14 protein-coding genes are annotated in these 16,532 nt (G+C 68.3%); 3 read left to right on the top strand and 11 right to left on the bottom strand.

Translation table 11 applies throughout. The features are described from left to right. The 11 genes from GYB83_RS14870 to GYB83_RS14820 all read right to left on the bottom strand — a co-directional run bounded on the left by GYB83_RS14870 (nucleotide 1) and on the right by GYB83_RS14820 (nucleotide 11,840). Complete coding sequence (locus GYB83_RS14870) at nucleotides 1–1,602, bottom strand: hypothetical protein (RefSeq protein ID WP_161896213.1); 1,602 nt, start codon at nucleotides 1,600–1,602, stop codon at nucleotides 1–3. Further along, complete coding sequence (locus GYB83_RS14865) at nucleotides 1,599–3,269, bottom strand: outer membrane protein assembly factor BamB family protein (RefSeq protein WP_161896212.1); 1,671 nt, start codon at nucleotides 3,267–3,269, stop codon at nucleotides 1,599–1,601. Before GYB83_RS14865 ends, GYB83_RS14870 begins: the two co-directional genes overlap by 4 nt. A 1-nt stretch (nucleotide 3,270) precedes the next feature. Then, entirely contained in the window at nucleotides 3,271–4,923 is a 1,653-nt protein-coding gene (locus GYB83_RS14860) for an outer membrane protein assembly factor BamB family protein (RefSeq protein WP_161896211.1), read from the bottom strand. Then, nucleotides 4,920–6,587 (bottom strand): outer membrane protein assembly factor BamB family protein, encoded by a 1,668-nt coding sequence (locus GYB83_RS14855; RefSeq protein WP_161896210.1) that lies wholly within the window; start codon nucleotides 6,585–6,587, stop codon nucleotides 4,920–4,922. Before GYB83_RS14855 ends, GYB83_RS14860 begins: the two co-directional genes overlap by 4 nt. Before the next feature lie 165 nt (nucleotides 6,588–6,752). Further along, nucleotides 6,753–7,940: a CaiB/BaiF CoA transferase family protein gene (locus tag GYB83_RS14850; protein ID WP_161896209.1), complete on the bottom strand. Its 1,188-nt coding sequence runs from the start codon at nucleotides 7,938–7,940 to the stop codon at nucleotides 6,753–6,755. Beyond that, entirely contained in the window at nucleotides 7,940–8,290 is a 351-nt protein-coding gene (locus GYB83_RS14845; protein ID WP_161896208.1) for a nitroreductase/quinone reductase family protein, read from the bottom strand. The genes GYB83_RS14850 and GYB83_RS14845 overlap by 1 nt, the downstream gene beginning before the upstream one ends. Then, nucleotides 8,287–9,507: a winged helix-turn-helix domain-containing protein gene (locus GYB83_RS14840; RefSeq protein ID WP_161896207.1), complete on the bottom strand. Its 1,221-nt coding sequence runs from the start codon at nucleotides 9,505–9,507 to the stop codon at nucleotides 8,287–8,289. The genes GYB83_RS14845 and GYB83_RS14840 overlap by 4 nt, the downstream gene beginning before the upstream one ends. Continuing rightward, nucleotides 9,504–10,028, bottom strand: coding sequence for a bifunctional adenosylcobinamide kinase/adenosylcobinamide-phosphate guanylyltransferase (gene cobU / locus GYB83_RS14835; protein WP_161896206.1), 525 nt, complete (start codon nucleotides 10,026–10,028; stop codon nucleotides 9,504–9,506). Before cobU ends, GYB83_RS14840 begins: the two co-directional genes overlap by 4 nt. Then, entirely contained in the window at nucleotides 10,025–10,522 is a 498-nt protein-coding gene (locus GYB83_RS14830) for a dihydrofolate reductase (protein WP_161896205.1), read from the bottom strand. The genes cobU and GYB83_RS14830 overlap by 4 nt, the downstream gene beginning before the upstream one ends. Nucleotides 10,523–10,528: 6 nt before the next feature. Continuing rightward, nucleotides 10,529–11,032: a DUF1648 domain-containing protein gene (locus tag GYB83_RS14825; RefSeq protein WP_161896204.1), complete on the bottom strand. Its 504-nt coding sequence runs from the start codon at nucleotides 11,030–11,032 to the stop codon at nucleotides 10,529–10,531. 1 nt (nucleotide 11,033) lies between these two features. Next, nucleotides 11,034–11,840 carry a thymidylate synthase gene (locus GYB83_RS14820; RefSeq protein WP_161896203.1) on the bottom strand — a complete coding sequence of 269 codons (807 nt, stop codon included), beginning with the start codon at nucleotides 11,838–11,840 and terminating at the stop codon, nucleotides 11,034–11,036. 159 nt (nucleotides 11,841–11,999) lie between these two features. Between GYB83_RS14820 and GYB83_RS14815 the strand changes: the two genes are divergently transcribed. From GYB83_RS14815 to GYB83_RS14805, 3 genes are all read left to right on the top strand, one after another. Continuing rightward, a complete protein-coding gene (locus tag GYB83_RS14815) occupies nucleotides 12,000–13,208 on the top strand; it encodes a PucR family transcriptional regulator (protein ID WP_161896202.1) in 1,209 nt (402 codons plus the stop codon). A gap of 116 nt (nucleotides 13,209–13,324) precedes the next feature. After that, nucleotides 13,325–14,827 carry a long-chain-fatty-acid--CoA ligase gene (locus GYB83_RS14810; protein ID WP_161896201.1) on the top strand — a complete coding sequence of 501 codons (1,503 nt, stop codon included), beginning with the start codon at nucleotides 13,325–13,327 and terminating at the stop codon, nucleotides 14,825–14,827. A gap of 3 nt (nucleotides 14,828–14,830) precedes the next feature. Beyond that, nucleotides 14,831–16,531: a PHA/PHB synthase family protein gene (locus GYB83_RS14805; protein ID WP_161896200.1), complete on the top strand. Its 1,701-nt coding sequence runs from the start codon at nucleotides 14,831–14,833 to the stop codon at nucleotides 16,529–16,531. Nucleotide 16,532 lies beyond the last annotated feature (1 nt).

Raw genomic sequence — 16,532 nt, 5'->3', positions numbered from 1 at the left:
TCAGTTCAGGCCGACGATCTCCATCGTGTATGGGAGGTAGCCCTCGTTCGAGCAGAACACCAGCATCGCCCCCGGAACCGCGTAGAGGTCCGACGTCCGAGCGCTCGAGTACTGGTCGGGGGTGCAGACATCGGCGTGCCGGGTGACGGCACGGGTGTGAGGATCGACGACCGCGAACCCGTCGGAGCCGCTCGCCACGAGGAGCGTGTCGCCGAACCACTCGTGGCTGCGTGCCCTCAGTGAGCCGAGTCCGATCAGCGAGGAGCGGTGAGCGCGGACATCCCTGATCCTCACGTCCCGGCCGTCGCCGCGCATGCGTTCCTGCGGCTGGTCCATGACCAGGATGCCCGAAGGTGACGCCGAGATCGGCACGAGGTCAGAGGTGAAGTGGTCGACCTCGGTCGCCGTCCGAGTGTCGACGACGGACACCGAGTAGGGCGCGTCCCTGCCCGTCCCGACCGCGACGAACCCGTTGCCGAGCGCGCTCGCCCACGACGAGTCGTCGAGCGTCCCGCTCAGTCGGACGTCCCGTTGCCGTCCCGTCTCCATGTCGATGACACGAACAGCCCGACGATCGTCACACGACGACAGGACGAGGTCGTGCGCCTGCGATGCGTACGCGGGCATGCACGACATCGTCTCATCGAAGGCCGTTCGACCGGTCCGCGGATCGCCGAATCGCACGCGCGCCGCGCCACCCGGTTCGTCGTCGACGACCACCCGCTTTCCGGAGTCCCAGTCCGATCCTCCGAACAGCGAGCGTGCCGACCGCCACAGGACTCGCCCGGTCACGGCGTCCAAGCCCATCGACACCACGCTGCCCGCGAGGACCACCGTCGACGTGGCGCTGTCGTTGATCACCCGGACCTCGCCGTCGAGGACATCCGGCTTCTCGTACGTCCAGAGGACTCGTCCGGTGGCCCCGTGGTAGGCGGTTACGACATCGGCGTCGACGAGCACGAGCCCCGCCGTCGACCACCAGACCTGCGGTTTGACCGAGCGGATCCGGAAGGCGACTCGGTCGATCGATGTCGGGTCGTCCGGGCTCGCAACGCTGTCGCCGACGACCGGACCGTCGATGATCCGGTCGCGCGACGCCCCGACCGCCATCGTCAGCGACGTCGTCACGATGATCGCGGTAAGGAGCGCTGCGGGGATCGCCCACCGGAGTGTGGCACGGCGACCGCGGGAGTCCCTGCCGAGCGCGACGTACGCCGCTCCCACGGTCACGAGCGCGCACGCACCCGTCGCGGCGGCGAACACCGTCGACGACGTCTCGTCGACATATGTCGATCCCGGTCGGCGCGCGACCAGCGAGGTCGTCGCGAACCCGTAGGCGAGCACGCCGACGACGAGCAGCGCGCCGAGCCCTGCGCGCATCCAGTCGCGCACCGCGCGGCCCGGAACCAAGAGCACGGTCGCGGCGACACCCGCGACGATGATCGATGCGACCGATATCGTGAGGACCAGGACGTCGGCGCCCGACGCGGTCTCGACGGCCGCTCTCCCGACGATCGCCCACACACCGGTGACTATGGTCGCGACACCGGTGACGACACCTACTCCCCGCGCGGCGCTCGCCGCCGACACATCGTCGATCATGCCTTCCCCTCGAATCGAAGCAGCGTCGTCCCTTCCCGGAGGAGGACAGCTCCCGGCACGACCGCCAGTGAGCCGGCGGGCACCGGCGTCGTCGTCACCGCTCCCGACGTCCGGTCGACGACAACAAGCCGGCCCGTCTTGACGTCGTCGACCCATAGGATCTGATCGGCGAGCCAGATCGCGCGCTCGGCGTTCACCGTCGACGCATTCACCGCGATCGGCGGGTGTGCACCGGTCAGTGAGACGAGTTCGCCGCGGCCCCCTGTCGTCCGCATGAGGCAGTCGGCGGTCGCATCACAGGTCAGTGGCATGCCCGAACCGTCCGCCCCCGACCGGCGGGCCACCGTCCGACCCGTCCGGGTGTCGATCACGCCGCTTGCATAGTTGAAGGCTCGGCCGGTCGTGGCGGCGGTCGCACGGAACCTGTCGCCGACCGGCGCGAGGGCGCGTGACGCCGAATCCTGCGTGTCGACGCTCAGCGGACCGGCGACGAGTCGTCCGGTGTCCGGGTCGAGGATGTGCTCGACGACGCCCCGCCCGGCACAGCCGACCATGACCGACAGCATGGGTCTGGACTCGACGTGCACGATCGCGCACTCCGAGCCGACCCGGTAGTCCCACGTCGGGGTGCCGTCCGTGGGAGACAACGCCCGCATGATTCGGGCGTCCGGAGTGATCGTCGCGAGAACGCCCGTCCCGATCAGTGTCTTCCCCTGTTGGTAGCCGTGTTCCCAGGTGGTGAGCGCGACTGGCTGCGTCCACCGGACGGTGCCGGTCTCCGCGTCGATCGCCGTTGTCGTCGGTCCGCCGGTTCGATGCGGCTGGCTGATGACGACCAGCGAATGGACGCTGTCGACGAACGTCGACGAGCGGTAGTCGAGCGAGTCTCCGTCGATCCGCCACCGCACGGTTCCGGTGTCGGCGTTGACCATTTCGAGGTTCGAGGTGACGAACCCACCGCCGACCGGCTCGTCGTGTCGGGACCAGCTCGACGGCTTGACGTCGCTCGTGATCCGCGTCGGAGCGAGCGTCACCCTGCGCGGCGGCGGGCTGTCCGTCCACGGATGCGTATCGGCGAGTTCGACGACAAGATCACCACGGGTGTCGGCGTCGTCGATCGGATCGGATTTCCAGGGTTGGGTGATCGCGACGGCGACGATCAGCGGAATCAGCACCGCGACAACCGCGGACTTCGCCGACTCACGCACCGGTGCGAGACGCGAACGATCCCTCGGCGCACGCCGGAGCATCATGGCGACCAGCATGCCCACCAGCGAGAACCAGGTCGCACTCATCGCAGCCGAATGGTTCGGTCCGTGGTAGCGGTCGCCGAGGAACATCCCGGACCCGCATGCGACCGCGAAGACCGCGATCCAGCAGACTCCGACCATCGCACGCACTGCCAGCGTCACGCCCCGGACGTCGCGTCTCACCACGACCGACCCCGTGGCGGCGACCGCGATCACCCCCGCCACGATGATCGTCCAGGCCACCTGGCCCTGCACCGCGGAGAATCCGCCGTCGCGAGTGATCGGCGACACCGTCAGCGACCTGGCCGCGAGGTAGATCGACCCGACGATCGCTCCGATGCCGAGGAACGGCATCGACCAGAGGTCGAAAGACTCCGGTTCGTCGACGGCCACCCGCTCGAGTTCCGCGGTCGACATCTCAGGCCACCTCCGTGGTCAGACCGACCAACTCGATGTCGAACGGCATGTACTCCACCTTGCACTCGACGACGACCGCACCCGGCGCCACGGTGATGGCGGTGACGGCACCCGTGCGAAATTGTCCGGGGGTGCAGACGTCGTTCCGCGCTGTGACGGTTCGAGTCGCCGGGTCGATGATCCGGATCTCACCGTCGCTCGAGCCGACCGCATACGTCGTTCCGATCCAGGTCCCCGCCCAACGGTCACCGCCGGGCACGTCGGCCACACGGATGGTGCGCTTGGACAGCGTGTCGCGGAACTCCACCGTGTCGTCGGATCCGTGCATGACCAGCACGCCGGCCGCATTGATCTCCGTTGGATCGGACGACGTCGTGAAGTCGTCGACAACCACGGCGCGGACCGCGTCGACGAGGACGTACCGGCGCTGCCCCGTCGGTCGATGCTCGTCGTCCGACATCCGCGCGAACGGGATCGCGAACATGTCGTGGCCGATCAAAATAACGCTGCCGCTCTGTTCATCGGCGCCGATCGCGGGCAGGTCGACCCGCCGTTCCGATCCGGTCGCCCAGTCGGCGACGGTCACCGTGGTGCCCACATCACACGACGTCCACACGATGAATCTCACGCTCCAGTCGCGCGACAGGCACGATTGGTGCTCGACGGTCCGTTCGACGCGTCCGGTGCGGAGGTCTCGGAACGTGGTCGACTCGTCGGTCGTGGTCTTGGTCGTGTCCGATGACCTCCACAGCAGCCGCCCGGTCATCGCGTCGAGGCCGACCAGTAACCGGTCGCCCGCGACCACGAGGACCTCCCCGTCGGGGCCGTCGACAGTACGCACTCCGACGTCCTCTCCCAATGCCGATGCGTCGAACCGCCACCGGACCGAGCCGTCACGGCCGTCGAACGCGGTGAGGGTATGTCCGTCGCGGACCACGTAGCCCGCCCCCGCAGGCAGAACCGCGCTGTCGAGACGGCTGGTCAACGACGACCGGAATACGGCGGCACCCATGCTCGTAGGCATCGCGGGCACATCGACGGCGTCGACGGTGTCCGGCCCTCGGACGACACGCGACGCGTCGGACAGCGCGGGGATCATCACGAACACGACGATCGCAGCTGTCGTTCCCGCCACCCCCATCGCCAATGCCCGTCGACGTCGTCGGGTGTCGACACACGAATCGCCGTCGCCCGCCCGCCGAGCCGCGCGGCTCAGGCACCCGAGCAGCGCGAGCGCGCATCCGGCACCGGCGAGGGCGCACACGGTCGCCGCATTCTCGTCCACGAGGACGAGCAGATCTCGCCGCGAACCGATCCGGAAGGCCACTATCGTCAGCACACCCGCACCGAGCCATGCTGCGGCCAGCGCAGCCACGGCGACGGTGTCGCATCGTCGCAGGGCGATCCGATCATTGTCATGCCCGCCGCGCGCACCGTGGTCGATCCACCAGGTGACTCCCGTGCATACGGCGATCACCGCCAGCGACACGATCGCCACGACGCGCAATGTGGTGTCCGTGCCGTCGACGGCGGATGTCGGTCCGGCGCCGATGATCGCCGCGAGTGCGAGGATCACCCCGCACACTGCTGCCGCGCAGCCCGCGGCCCACACTCCGGGTGCCGCATCGGCCAGCCGTCGACTGCCCCGCATCATCGGTCTGCTCCTTCGAATCGGTACAGCTCCGCGTCCGTGGCGACGATCACCGCACCGTCGACGACAAACAGGTCACCGCACACGTCGGGAACCCACGACCCGTGACCCGTCCGGCGGTCGACGATCGTCAGGCCGCACCGATGCGCGGTCGACTGCTCCGGTTCGATGACCCACACCACCTGGTCGTCCAGCCACATCGGCAGACCCGTCGGAGCCTCCTGTGCGACGCGCACATCGGGTCGCGCACCCGTCAGGGACACGATGCGCGACGCACGGTCGACGTCGGGGTACCGGCGCGCCACCATCAGGCAGTCGGCCGCTGCGGTGCAGGAATCGAGTCTCTCGTCGGGGGCGAATGTGAGCGTGCGTCTGCCGGACGCCAGGTCGGTCACCCCGGCCGTCCGCGCCGACGGTTCGGTGCGGTCGAATCGATCGGCGATCTCCAGCAGTCTCATCGACGAGAAGTCGCCGCGGTCGTAGTCTCGTTGCGACGTCATCCGACCGGCGTCGGCGTCGAGGAAACGCATGCGGTTCGGCAATCCAGGGCATGAGACCACTGCTGCCAGTCGCGGACGGGTGTCGACATGTCTGATCACGCAGTCGCCTTCGACTCGGTGCGACCATGTCGGCTGCCCGTTCTTCGGTGAGAACGCGGTGAGGGTATGTGCGTCGTCGCTGACGCCGGTGAGCACTCCCTCGTCGAGGAGTCGCACCTCCGCGACGCCTCCCGTCTGCCAAGTCGTCAGTTGCTGGTCCGACGTCCATCGGACGGCACCCGTCTCGGCGTCGATCGCGGTGGCTCGTCGGCCTCCTGGGCGATCGGCGTCGATGACGACGGCCAGCCCGGCACCGTCGACGACGACCACCCGCACCGGTCGGTCGGTGGGCGTGTCGATCCGCCACCGAACCGTGCCGGTCGCGGCGTTGACCATCTCGAATCGATCGGTGAGATACCCGTGTCCGAGTTGGTAGCGAGTGACGTAGTCGTCGTCTCCCCGACGGTGCTTCTCCGAGGTCGCGACCCGTGTGTACGACGTCGAGATCCGCTTCGGCGGGTCGACGCTCGGCCAGGGCGTGAGGTCGCCGATGTCGACGCTGATCTCCGTCTGTCCGTCCGGTGACGCCGGTGGCCGCCCGACCGCGACTGCTGCTCCGACGACGGCGAGGACAACAAGTCCGGCGACGGCCGTCACCCACGTCGGTGCGCGCGTCGGACGATCCGTGAGCTGTTCGCCTGCCATTGCGAGCGCACCGAGGGCGATGATCGCCGCGGCGACGGCATTCACGGCACGCGTGTGACTGAACCCGGTGAACGTGTCGGTGGCGAACATCCCATACGACGCTGCGCCCAGGACCAACGCCGCCAACGCCGAGAGCGCGGCCGTCCGCACGAATCGTCCAGACTCCGGGGTCGCACCCCGCCAGGCGACCCATGCCCCGAAGCAGCCGACCGATGCGGCCGTCATCACGGCGACGGCGAGCGGAATCCGGAGCGGTGCGAAGGACGAGTCGGCTCCGGTGTCCGCCGACATCAGACTGTAGGCCGCGAACACTGCGGACGCGGCGAGCAGACCGACGATCGCCGCGAACGGCACGAGCGACTTCAGGCCGTCGCGCGTTCGGTCGCCGTTGGACGCGATCTCGGGACTGTCGGCGTCACTCACCGGACACGACTGTCCGGAACGGGAGTGATGGGCATGTGGCGAACCTTACCGCCGGACGGCCGGATTCCCCGCGGTCACCCATTCAACCGGCCGACTGACCCGAAGATCGGGCTACTCATCCACCTCCGACGGCAATGCGTCGGCGGAGGGCCGTGGATCGACCGATCATCGGAGGAACCGTCGCCGGATCTCCTCGGTGTGCTCTCCGAGGTCCGGTCCGACGCTGCGGATCGGCAACGACTTCTCGCCGAGGACCGGCACGATGCCGGGGAAGCCGACCGACCGCGGAGAGTCGCCACCGGCGTCGACGTCGAAGTGCTGCACCATGTTTCGGGCACGGTACTGCTCATCGGCGACGATGTCGGCCGCGGTGTAGATCGGGCCCGCCGGCACACCGGCCTCGTCGAGCACGGCCAGCACCTCGGCACGGGCCAGGGTCGCAGTCCAGGCACCGATCGCGTCGTCGACCTCGTCGCGTCGACGCCACCGACCGTCGTTGGTCGACAGGTCGGGATCGTCGGCGAGGTCGGGTCTGCCGATCGCCCGCATGTAGCGGCCGAAGATCGCGTCGGCGTTGCCGGAGATCACTACCGACAGTCCGTCGCCGCAGGTGTAGCCGTTCGACGGCGCGATGCCCTCCATCCGACCACCGGTCCGCTCCCGGGTGACGCCGTACGCACCGAGATCGGGGACCAGCGACTCCATCATCGAGAAGATCGCCTCGTTGAGCGCGACGTCGACGATCCGCTCCGCCAGTGGCAGCGGCTCGTCGGACTCGTCGCGGCGACGCAGGCGCTCGTACAGCGCCATCACCGCGCCGAACGCGCCGTAGAGACCGGCGATCGAATCGCCGATCGACACACCGACTCGCACCGGCGGGCGATCGGGGTCGCCGACGAGTTCGCGGAAACCGCCGTACGCCTCGGCGACGGCCGCGAAACCCGGTCGCTCCGCGTACGGACCGGTCTGGCCGAACGCGGAGATCCGCACGAAGATCAGATCGGGATTCGCCGCACTGAGCACCTCGGGCCCGATGCCCCACTTCTCGATGGTCCCGGGCCGGAAGTTCTCGAGCACCACATCGCAGTGTGCGGCGAGGGCCCGGACGTCGTCGCGTCCGGACTCGGTGCGCAAGTCCAGGACGATCGACTTCTTGTTCCGATTGATGGTCCGGAACAGCATCGACGTGTCGCCGTCGTACAGCCGCCAGTTGCGGAGTTCGTCGCCGGTCTCCCGCTCCACCTTGATCACTTCGGCTCCGAAGTCGGCGAGCATCCGTCCGGCGGTGGGAGCGGCGATGTAGTTGCCGAGTTCGAGGACCCGGACACCGTCGAGCGGCAGGCTGCGAGCCATCAGGATGACGGCGCGTCGAGCGTGACGATGACGGCGGTGCCCTTCTCGCCGACCTTCGCGACACCGGCGCCGGTGCGGGCGACGCCGTCGAGTTCGACGGTGATCGGCTCGGGGCCGGGCTGGAAGTTCCGCCACCACGTCTTCTGTGACGGTGCGGCGACACCGATGATCACCGTGTCGTCGCCCTGCCGTTTGAACGCGACGGGCAGCGAGATCGTCCGGCCGCTCCGACGGCCCGTGTAGGTGACGGTGGTCATCGACTTGCCGAGCATCGGGCCGACGACCGGGGCCTTCATCAGTGGCCGCATGACGGTGTTGACGCCCTTGGCGACGCGCTGGAACGTGTTCATAGAGAACAGCTTAGGGCGGGTGCCAACTCGCCGCGCGGGTGGACGTTCACGTCGTCGAGCCCGCGCCAGCACGCCATCGTCCGCAGGTCGACGGCGAGGGACTGCGCGATCTCATCCTTGTCGACGCCCGGTTCGACATGTGCCGACAGCACCTGCAGGACGCCTGCGGAGCGGTCCGCCTTCAGGTCGACGCGGCCGACGACGCGGTCGCCTACCAGGTACGGAAGCACGTAGTAGCCGTGGACGCGCTTGTGTTCGGGGACGTAGATCTCGATGCGGTAGTGGAAGTCGAACAACCGCTCGGTCCGCGGGCGGAAGAAGATGACGGGGTCGAACGGCGACAGCAGTGTGCTGCGTCGGATCGACCTCGGCGTTCTCGCCTCACGATGCAGGTACGCTCCGTCACGCCACCCGTCGACAGTCACCGATGTGACGACGCCGTCGTCGATCAAGTCGGGAAGAACCGCCCTGACCTGCGCCGTCGTCATGCGGTAGTAGTCGGCGAGGTCCGCGACGGTCGCGACTCCGTGCGCGGCCGCGGCGTTCGCGACCAGTTCGCGGTGCGCGTCGTGCCTCGCGACCACGCGGTCGCGACGCTCCGCTCCGACGATCCGTTCGGCGAGATCGTAATGCCGGACGAAGTTCCCGTTGCGTGTCGCCGACAACTCGCCCGAGGCGAACAGCGCCTCGCACACGTGCTTCACATCGCCGCGGTCCCACCAGCTGCCCGCTCCGGCGGTGGCGCGTTCGATGCCGAGCGCGTCCTCGATCTGCCGCGGCGTCGACGCGCCGCGTCCGACGATCACGTCCCGCACATCCCCGACGAGATCCCTGCTGCGGGCGAGCACATCGCGCGTGTATCGGTATCGCCCGTCGCGGAAGTCGTCCATCCGCCATCGCATCAGCGGCCAGTCGTCGAGCGGGATCAGCGCCGCCTCGTGCGCCCAGTACTCGGCGAACAGGCGCGGCGCCCGCGACGTGTCACTCCATGCGGCCTTGTCGAGGAGCCCCTCGTCGTACGGCCCGACTCGACTGAACATCGGCATGTAGTGGGCACGCGCGAGGATGTTCACCGAATCCATCTGGAGGAACCGGGTGCGTCCGACGACCCGTTTGAGGTGGCTCCTCGTCGGCGTTCCGGCCGGCATTGGACCGGCGAACCCCTGGGCGGCGAGAGCGATCCGCCTCGCCTGAGACGCCGACAGGTCGGCGGTCACCGCACGTCCTTCAGCACGAGTGGCAGGCCAGCCGCGACCACGGTGACCTTGTCGCAGACGCCAGCGACCCGTTGATTGAGGCGTCCCAGATCGTCGACGAAGGCGCGCGACGCCGGGTCGGCCGGCACCACGCCCGCACCGATCTCGTTCGAGATCACCAGGACCCGGCCCGCTACGCCGTCGAGGACTGCGATCAGTTCGTCGATCGCCGAGTGCGGCTGCTCCGGCCGACCGGCGCCGTAGTGGAGGTTCGCCAGCCACATGGTGAGACAGTCGACGATCACCGTCGTGCCGTCCGCCGCATGGGCGGCGACGGCTGCCGCCACCGAATACGGTTCGTCGACCGTCGTCCAGTGGGCGGGACGATCGGCCCGGTGCCGTGCGATGCGCGCCGCCGTCTCGTCGTCGCCCGCGACGGCGGTCGCGATCACCACGACATCGGCGCCCGACGCGGCAGCGAGTTCGGCGGCGTGTCGGCTCTTTCCGGACCGTGCGGCGCCCAGGATGAAATGGCTCGTCACGGGAAGGATCGACGCCGGTAGTCCACGAAGCGGTACAGGGTGCCGGTGCGCGAGTACAGCCAGTCGCCCGTCGACGACGCCTCCCACACGGCCGGATCGATCTCCGGCGCGAACGCGTCGGCCCCCTCGACGAGAAGGTCGATCTCGGTGATCCGCAGTTCCGTCGCATGTGTCATCGCGGCCGCGTAGATCTCGCCGCCGCCCATCACCGTCGCGACACCGCCGACGAGGTCGAGTGCGGCGTCGAGTCCGGCGACCACCTCGGCCCCCGGAGCGTCGTACGACGCGCTACGCGTGATCACGACATTCCGCCTGCCGGGCAGCGGGCGGAACTTCTCCGGCAGCGACTCCCACGTCTTGCGGCCCATGACGACGGCGCCGTCGCCGGTGAGTTCCTTGAAGCGCGCCATGTCCTCGGGCACGCGCCACGGAATGGTGTTCGCCCGGCCGATGGCTCCGACGCGATCCTGCGCCCAGACGAGTGCGATCGCCATCTCAGATCACGGCCTTCCCGACGGCACACGGATCATGCGGATCAATCCGATGAGCACCGCACCCATCATGATCGTGAAGCCCGACGCGAGGACGACGCCACCGCCGATCTCGTGCTGGGCGAGACCGATGCCCGCGTACAGCAGAGACACCCCGACTCCGACGAAGACGAGCATCGTCTCGCCCTCGCGATACAGCGTCTGCGCGTTGTCCTCGGTCACGCTGACGGGGAAGTTGAACAGTTGCGGCCTACGCGCGAGCAACGCGAGCGCCCCGCCGAGAACCGAGAAGATCGCCACGAACACGAGCACCGACCAGCGCGGGCCGTACGAGTCGGCGTTCATCGCGCCGCTGAAGTGTGTCGGGACCCGTTCGGGCAACGACGGATAGGTGACCAGCAGGACGATCGACACGATCGCCGTGACGCCCGGACCGACCCAGCGGAACGCGCCGGTGATCGGGCCGGTGCGATAGTTCGGTGCGGGGCGTTCCCGCTTGCGGATGCCGACCACGTCAGACTGCCACCGGGGCCTTGATCGCCGGATGCGACGTGTAGTCGACGATAGCGATGTCGTCGAACTCGTACTCGAAGATCGACGCCGCCTTGCGCAGGTCGAGCGTCGGATACGCGAACGGCTCCCGCGAGAGCTGTTCGGTCACCTGCTCGACGTGATTGTCGTAGATGTGGCAGTCGCCGCCGGTCCACACGAAGTCGCCGACCTCCAGGCCCGCCTGCTGCGCCATCATGTGAGTGAGCAGGGCGTACGACGCGATGTTGAACGGGACGCCGAGGAACAGGTCGGCACTGCGCTGATACAGCTGGCACGACAGTCGACCGTCGGCGACGTAGAACTGGAAGAACGCGTGGCACGGCGGCAACGCCATCTGCGGGATCTCCCCGACGTTCCACGCCGAGACGATGTTGCGTCGCGAGTCGGGATTGGACGCCAGCGTGTCGAGTGCGACCTGGATCTGATCGACATGCTCGCCGGACGGCGTCGGCCAGTTGCGCCACTGGACGCCGTAGATCGGGCCGAGTTCGCCGTCCGCGTCGGCCCACTCGTCCCAGATCGTGACGCCGCGGTCCCGCAGCCAGGTGACGTTCGAATCGCCGCGAAGGAACCACAGGAGTTCGTAAACGATCGACTTGAGGTGGACCTTCTTCGTGGTGATCAGGGGGAAGCCCTCCGACAGGTCCCACCGCATCTGATGCCCGAACACACTCCGCGTCCCGGTGCCGGTGCGATCGGACTTCGGCGTCCCCGTCTCCAGGACCAGTTTCAGCAGGTCCTCGTACGGGGTGGGGATCGGCGTGCTCACTCGGCCGAGTGTACCCAGGCGGCGATCACCTACTCGAACGAACGGTGTGCGAGTCGACGAGGTCGATGATCGACGGGTCGGTCGGGCGATGTCGGGCGGCCCGTCATCGCTCGGGGCGAAATCGGCCACGGTGAGCTCCGAACACGACAGACTCGAACCGTGACACCAGCCGACCCTGCCCGTTTCGCCGCCGAACTGACCCGGATCGGCGAAGCCTTGGCACAGCAACTCGACCCGTTGACCGAACGGGTCACCGATGCGATCCACCGCGACATCCCCTACTACAACACCGCGTCGGTGGTGTCCAAGGAATGGACGCGCGACGTCGTCCATGCCAACTTTGAGCAGGTCGTATCGGCGATCACCGACGGCTCCGATTTCGACACGGAGACCGCACGGCGGACGGGTCGCGGCCGAGCCGAACTCGGTGTGCCACTCGTTCCGCTCATGCACGCCTACCGCATCGGATTCCAGCAGGTGTGGCGGGAGTTCCGGACAGTCGTCGAGAGCCGCGGCGACTACTCGCACCGCGCCATCCTGGAAGCGACCGAACGTATCTGGACCGGACACGACAGGTTCACCACCGCCATGAGCGAAGCGCATCACGACGCGACGACCGAGCGGATCATCGACGACGCCGCCGAACGCGCTCTGCTCACCGAGCAGCTCCTCGACGGGCGTGCGACCCCGGGAACAACGCTGCAGCAGGTCGCCGCTCAGGTCCGGCTACCCGCCCGGGGCCCCTACGTCGTCGCCGCCGCGGCGACGTCCACGGTCGGCCGACATCCGCTCGCCGGCATCGAGAACAAGCTCCGGGCACGCGGGGTCTACTCGACGTGGCGGCTGCTACCGGAACGCCAGATCGGCGTGATCCACGTTCCGACCGGCGATTCGATGAAGACCCTGCTGGAGGTGATCGGTCGCAACACCGACGAACGAGTGGGTGTCAGTTCGACGTACGACGAACTTGTCGACACGCCGCGCGCACTTCGCTTCGCCCAGGTGGCCGTCGACGGTCCGGGCACCGGCATCACCGTCTTCGACGCGTCCGTCCTCGGCATCGCGGCCGTGAGCACGCCCGATGTGAGTGCAGACCTCGCCGCGAAGGTCCTGCGCCGGCTCTACGACCTGGCGCCCGACGACCGCGATCCACTCTTCGAGACGTTCCGTGCGTGGGCGAGCGCCGACGGGAACGTCACCGCGACGGCCGAAGCGCTCTTTGTGCACCGGAACACCGTCCGACATCGGCTGCGCCGGATCGAGGAACTGACCGGGCGGTCGACGTCGTCCCCGCGCGAGGTCGCCGAACTATGCCTGGCGTTCGAGGTCGACGCACGGCTTCCGGTGCGGCACCGACAGCGCACCTGACTGTGCGTGTGCACACCGTACGGATCGGTACGTTGGCTTGCTCACCATCGCCCAGACAGGGTGCGACAGACCACGCTTGAGGGACCGAAGACGACCGACCCGAAAGCGACTCCGACATGGTCAACCTGAGCCAGAATCTCCTCGACGCGGCCGCCGCGCACCCGTCACGCATCGCCCTCAAGTGCGGTGACGTCACGTACACCTACGCCGAGTTCGACGACGCATCGGCTCGGGTCGCGACCCTCCTGGGCGACCGCGGCCTGGTGGCAGGCGACCGTGTCGGCCTGATGCTCCCGAACGTGCCGGAGTTCGCGATCCTCTTCTACGGAGCCCTGCGCGCCGGTGCTGTCGTCGTGCCGATGAATCCGCTCCTCAAGTCCCGCGAGATCGCCTATCTGCTGTCGAACACCACTGCGAGCCTGCTGTTCACCGCACCTGCCTTCAGCGGCGAGGCCCGGACCGGGGCCGACCTCGCGGGCGCCTCCTGCATCGTCGCCGACGACGACCTGCGCGCCGCGATCGGCGCCGCCGAACCCCGTTCAACGGCCGCCGAGTGCACGGGCGACGACACCGCCGTCATCCTCCACACGTCGGGGACGACGGGGAAGCCCAAGGGCGCCGAGCTGACCCATGCGGGCCTGCATCGGAACGCCGAGGTGACTGTTCGCACGCTCCTCGGAGCGACCAGCGACGACGTCATCATGGGATGCCTGCCGCTGTTCCACGTCTTCGGGCTGACCTGCGGGCTCAACGCGTCGGTCATCTCCGCCGCGACACTGACACTCGTCCCTCGATTCGATCCTCGACTGGTGATCGACACCATCGCGACCGACCGAGTGACGGTCTTCGAAGGCGTCCCGACGATGTACTCGGCACTGGTCGCCGCGCGCACCGACGACGACGCGACGGACTCGCTCCGCGTCTGCGTGTCCGGTGGAGCGGCCCTCCCCGGTCAGGTGATCACCGACTTCGAGAACGCGTTCGACGCCGCGATCCTCGAGGGGTACGGCCTGTCCGAGACGTCGCCCGTAGCGTCGTTCAACCATCCCGACCGCGAGCGCCGGGCCGGCACGATCGGCACTCCGATCGAGGGCGTCCAGATGCGGGTGATCGACGCAGACGGCGCGGACGCAGGCATCGACACCCCCGGCGAGATCCAGATCCGCGGCCACAACGTGATGAAGGGCTACTGGAATCTGCCCGAGGCGACCGCCGAGGCGATCGACGCCGACGGCTGGTTCTCGACCGGCGACGTCGGCGTCAAGGACGCGGACGGGTACTACCGGATCGTCGATCGCACCAAGGACATGATCATCCGCGGCGGTCTCAACATCTACCCCCGCGAGATCGAAGAGGTGCTGTACGAGCATCCCGCGGTCGCCGCGGCTGCGGTGATCGGCGTCGCTCACCCGTCCCTCGGCGAAGAGGTGGGCGCCGCGGTCCAGCTCAAGCCCGGTGCGACGATCGCCGAAGACGATGTCCGGGCATTCGTGAAAGACCGAGTCGCCGCCTACAAGTATCCCCGCCGCGTGTGGTTCGTCGACGCCCTGCCCACCGGTGCGACCGGCAAGATCCAGAAGCGCGACATCGTCGCGCCCCTCGCCACCCAGGAGGCATGAGCCATGACAATCGCTCAGAACCAGGCTGCCGCGGGGGAGATCGCCGCACCGCTCGACCTGCTCCTCGTCAACTCGACCAAGTCCTTCGCCCGCCGGATGACCCCGAGTGGTCCGCTCGCGCGATTCGGCGCATCGCTCGCCAAACAGCCTGTCGTCGTCGCGGAGAAGGGTGCGGGCCTCGCCAAGGAACTCGGCGACATCGCGCTCGGCCGGTCGAACCGCGCACCGGCCCGCGGTGACAAGCGTTTCAGCGATCCGGCCTGGACTCAGAATCCGCTGCTTCGCCGCATCGAGCAGGCCTACCTCGCCGCGTCGGACACCGCCGAGCAGTTGTACGACGCCGCCGAACTCGACTGGAAGGACGCCGAGAAGGTCAGGTTCGCTCTCGACAATCTGATCGAAGGGCTGGCCCCGACCAACAACATCCTGATCAACCCGCTGGGGTGGAAGGCCCTGATCGACACCGGCGGAATGTCGGCGTATCGCGGCGTCAACGCCTTCGTCCGCGACATGGCGTCGAAGCCCCGAGTTCCGTCGATGGTCGACTCCGACGCGTTCACAGTCGGCGAGACAGTCGCGACGACGAGGGGCTCCGTGGTCCTGCGCACGCGGATGTTCGAACTCATCCACTACGCGCCCGCGACCACCACCGTGCACGAGGTGCCGCTGCTGCTGGTCCCCCCGGTGATCAACAAGTTCTACATCATGGACATCGCGCCCAAGCGCAGCATGATCGAGAACTTCGTCGCGAACGGCCAGCAGGTGTTCGCGATCTCGTGGCGCAACCCGAAGGCCCGCCACCGCGACTGGGGTTTCGACGAGTACGGCCAGGCGATCATCGACGCTATCGACGCGACGCAGGTGATCACCGGCGCCGAGACGACCAACCTGTCGGGCACGTGCTCCGGCGGAATCCTCGCCGCGATGGTGCTGGCGCATCTCGCCGCGACGGGACACGGCGACAAGGTCGGTTCGCTCACCCTCGGGGTCACCGTCCTCGATCAGAGCCAGGCCGGTTTCGCCGCGTCGTTGACGAGCGAGCGTGCGGCCGCGGCGGCCATCGCGCAGTCGTCACGGGTCGGTTACCTCGACGGCCGCGCGATGGCCGAGATGTTCGCCTGGCTGCGGCCCACCGACCTCGTCTGGCGGTACTGGGTGAACAACTACATCCAGGGCCGGACTCCGCCCGCCTTCGACGTCCTGTTCTGGAACGCCGACACCACTCGGATGGCGGCCGCGCTGCACAAGGACATGGTGATGATGGGTCTCGGCAACGACCTGGTGACCGCCGGTCAGGCGACGATGCTCGGCACCCCGGTCGACCTCGGCGCCGTCGAATGCGACTCGTACGTCATCGGTGGAATCGCCGACCACATCTGCCCGTGGCAGGCGACGTACCGCAGCGCCGCGCTCCTCGGCGGCAAGGACAATCGTTTTGTCCTCTCCAGCAGCGGGCACATCGCGTCCCTCGTCAACCCGCCCGGCAACCCGAAGGCGTCGTTCCGGATCGCACAGGTCGATCACGACGCCGACCCCGACACCTGGCTCGCCACCGCCGAGAAACGCTCGGACTCGTGGTGGAACGACCACATCGAGTGGCTCGCCGAACGCAGCGGCGACCGCGTCAACGCCCCGAGCGCGCTGGGAGCCGCAGGCTTCGAACCGCTCGCCCCCGCACCCGGCACCTACGTCTTGGAGTCCTGAA

Origin of the sequence: Gordonia spumicola, assembly GCF_009932475.1 — a bacterium.
GTDB classification, from domain to species: domain Bacteria; phylum Actinomycetota; class Actinomycetes; order Mycobacteriales; family Mycobacteriaceae; genus Gordonia; species Gordonia spumicola.
The sequence above is the reverse complement of the archived record's forward strand: the minus strand, read 5'-3'. Positions and strand labels throughout refer to the sequence as shown.

What these genes read in the sequence shown, in the direction of transcription:
- GYB83_RS14805 (WP_161896200.1), top strand. Translation starts at nt 14,831, where the DNA reads ATGACAATCGCTCAGAACCAGGCTGCCGCGGGGGAGATCGCCGCACCG.
- GYB83_RS14845 (WP_161896208.1), bottom strand. Translation starts at nt 8,290, where the DNA reads ATGAACACGTTCCAGCGCGTCGCCAAGGGCGTCAACACCGTCATGCGG.
- GYB83_RS14870 (WP_161896213.1), bottom strand. Translation starts at nt 1,602, where the DNA reads ATGATCGACGATGTGTCGGCGGCGAGCGCCGCGCGGGGAGTAGGTGTC.
- GYB83_RS14830 (WP_161896205.1), bottom strand. Translation starts at nt 10,522, where the DNA reads ATGGCGATCGCACTCGTCTGGGCGCAGGATCGCGTCGGAGCCATCGGC.
- GYB83_RS14850 (WP_161896209.1), bottom strand. Translation starts at nt 7,940, where the DNA reads ATGGCTCGCAGCCTGCCGCTCGACGGTGTCCGGGTCCTCGAACTCGGC.
- GYB83_RS14810 (WP_161896201.1), top strand. Translation starts at nt 13,325, where the DNA reads ATGGTCAACCTGAGCCAGAATCTCCTCGACGCGGCCGCCGCGCACCCG.
- GYB83_RS14865 (WP_161896212.1), bottom strand. Translation starts at nt 3,269, where the DNA reads ATGTCGACCGCGGAACTCGAGCGGGTGGCCGTCGACGAACCGGAGTCT.
- GYB83_RS14860 (WP_161896211.1), bottom strand. Translation starts at nt 4,923, where the DNA reads ATGATGCGGGGCAGTCGACGGCTGGCCGATGCGGCACCCGGAGTGTGG.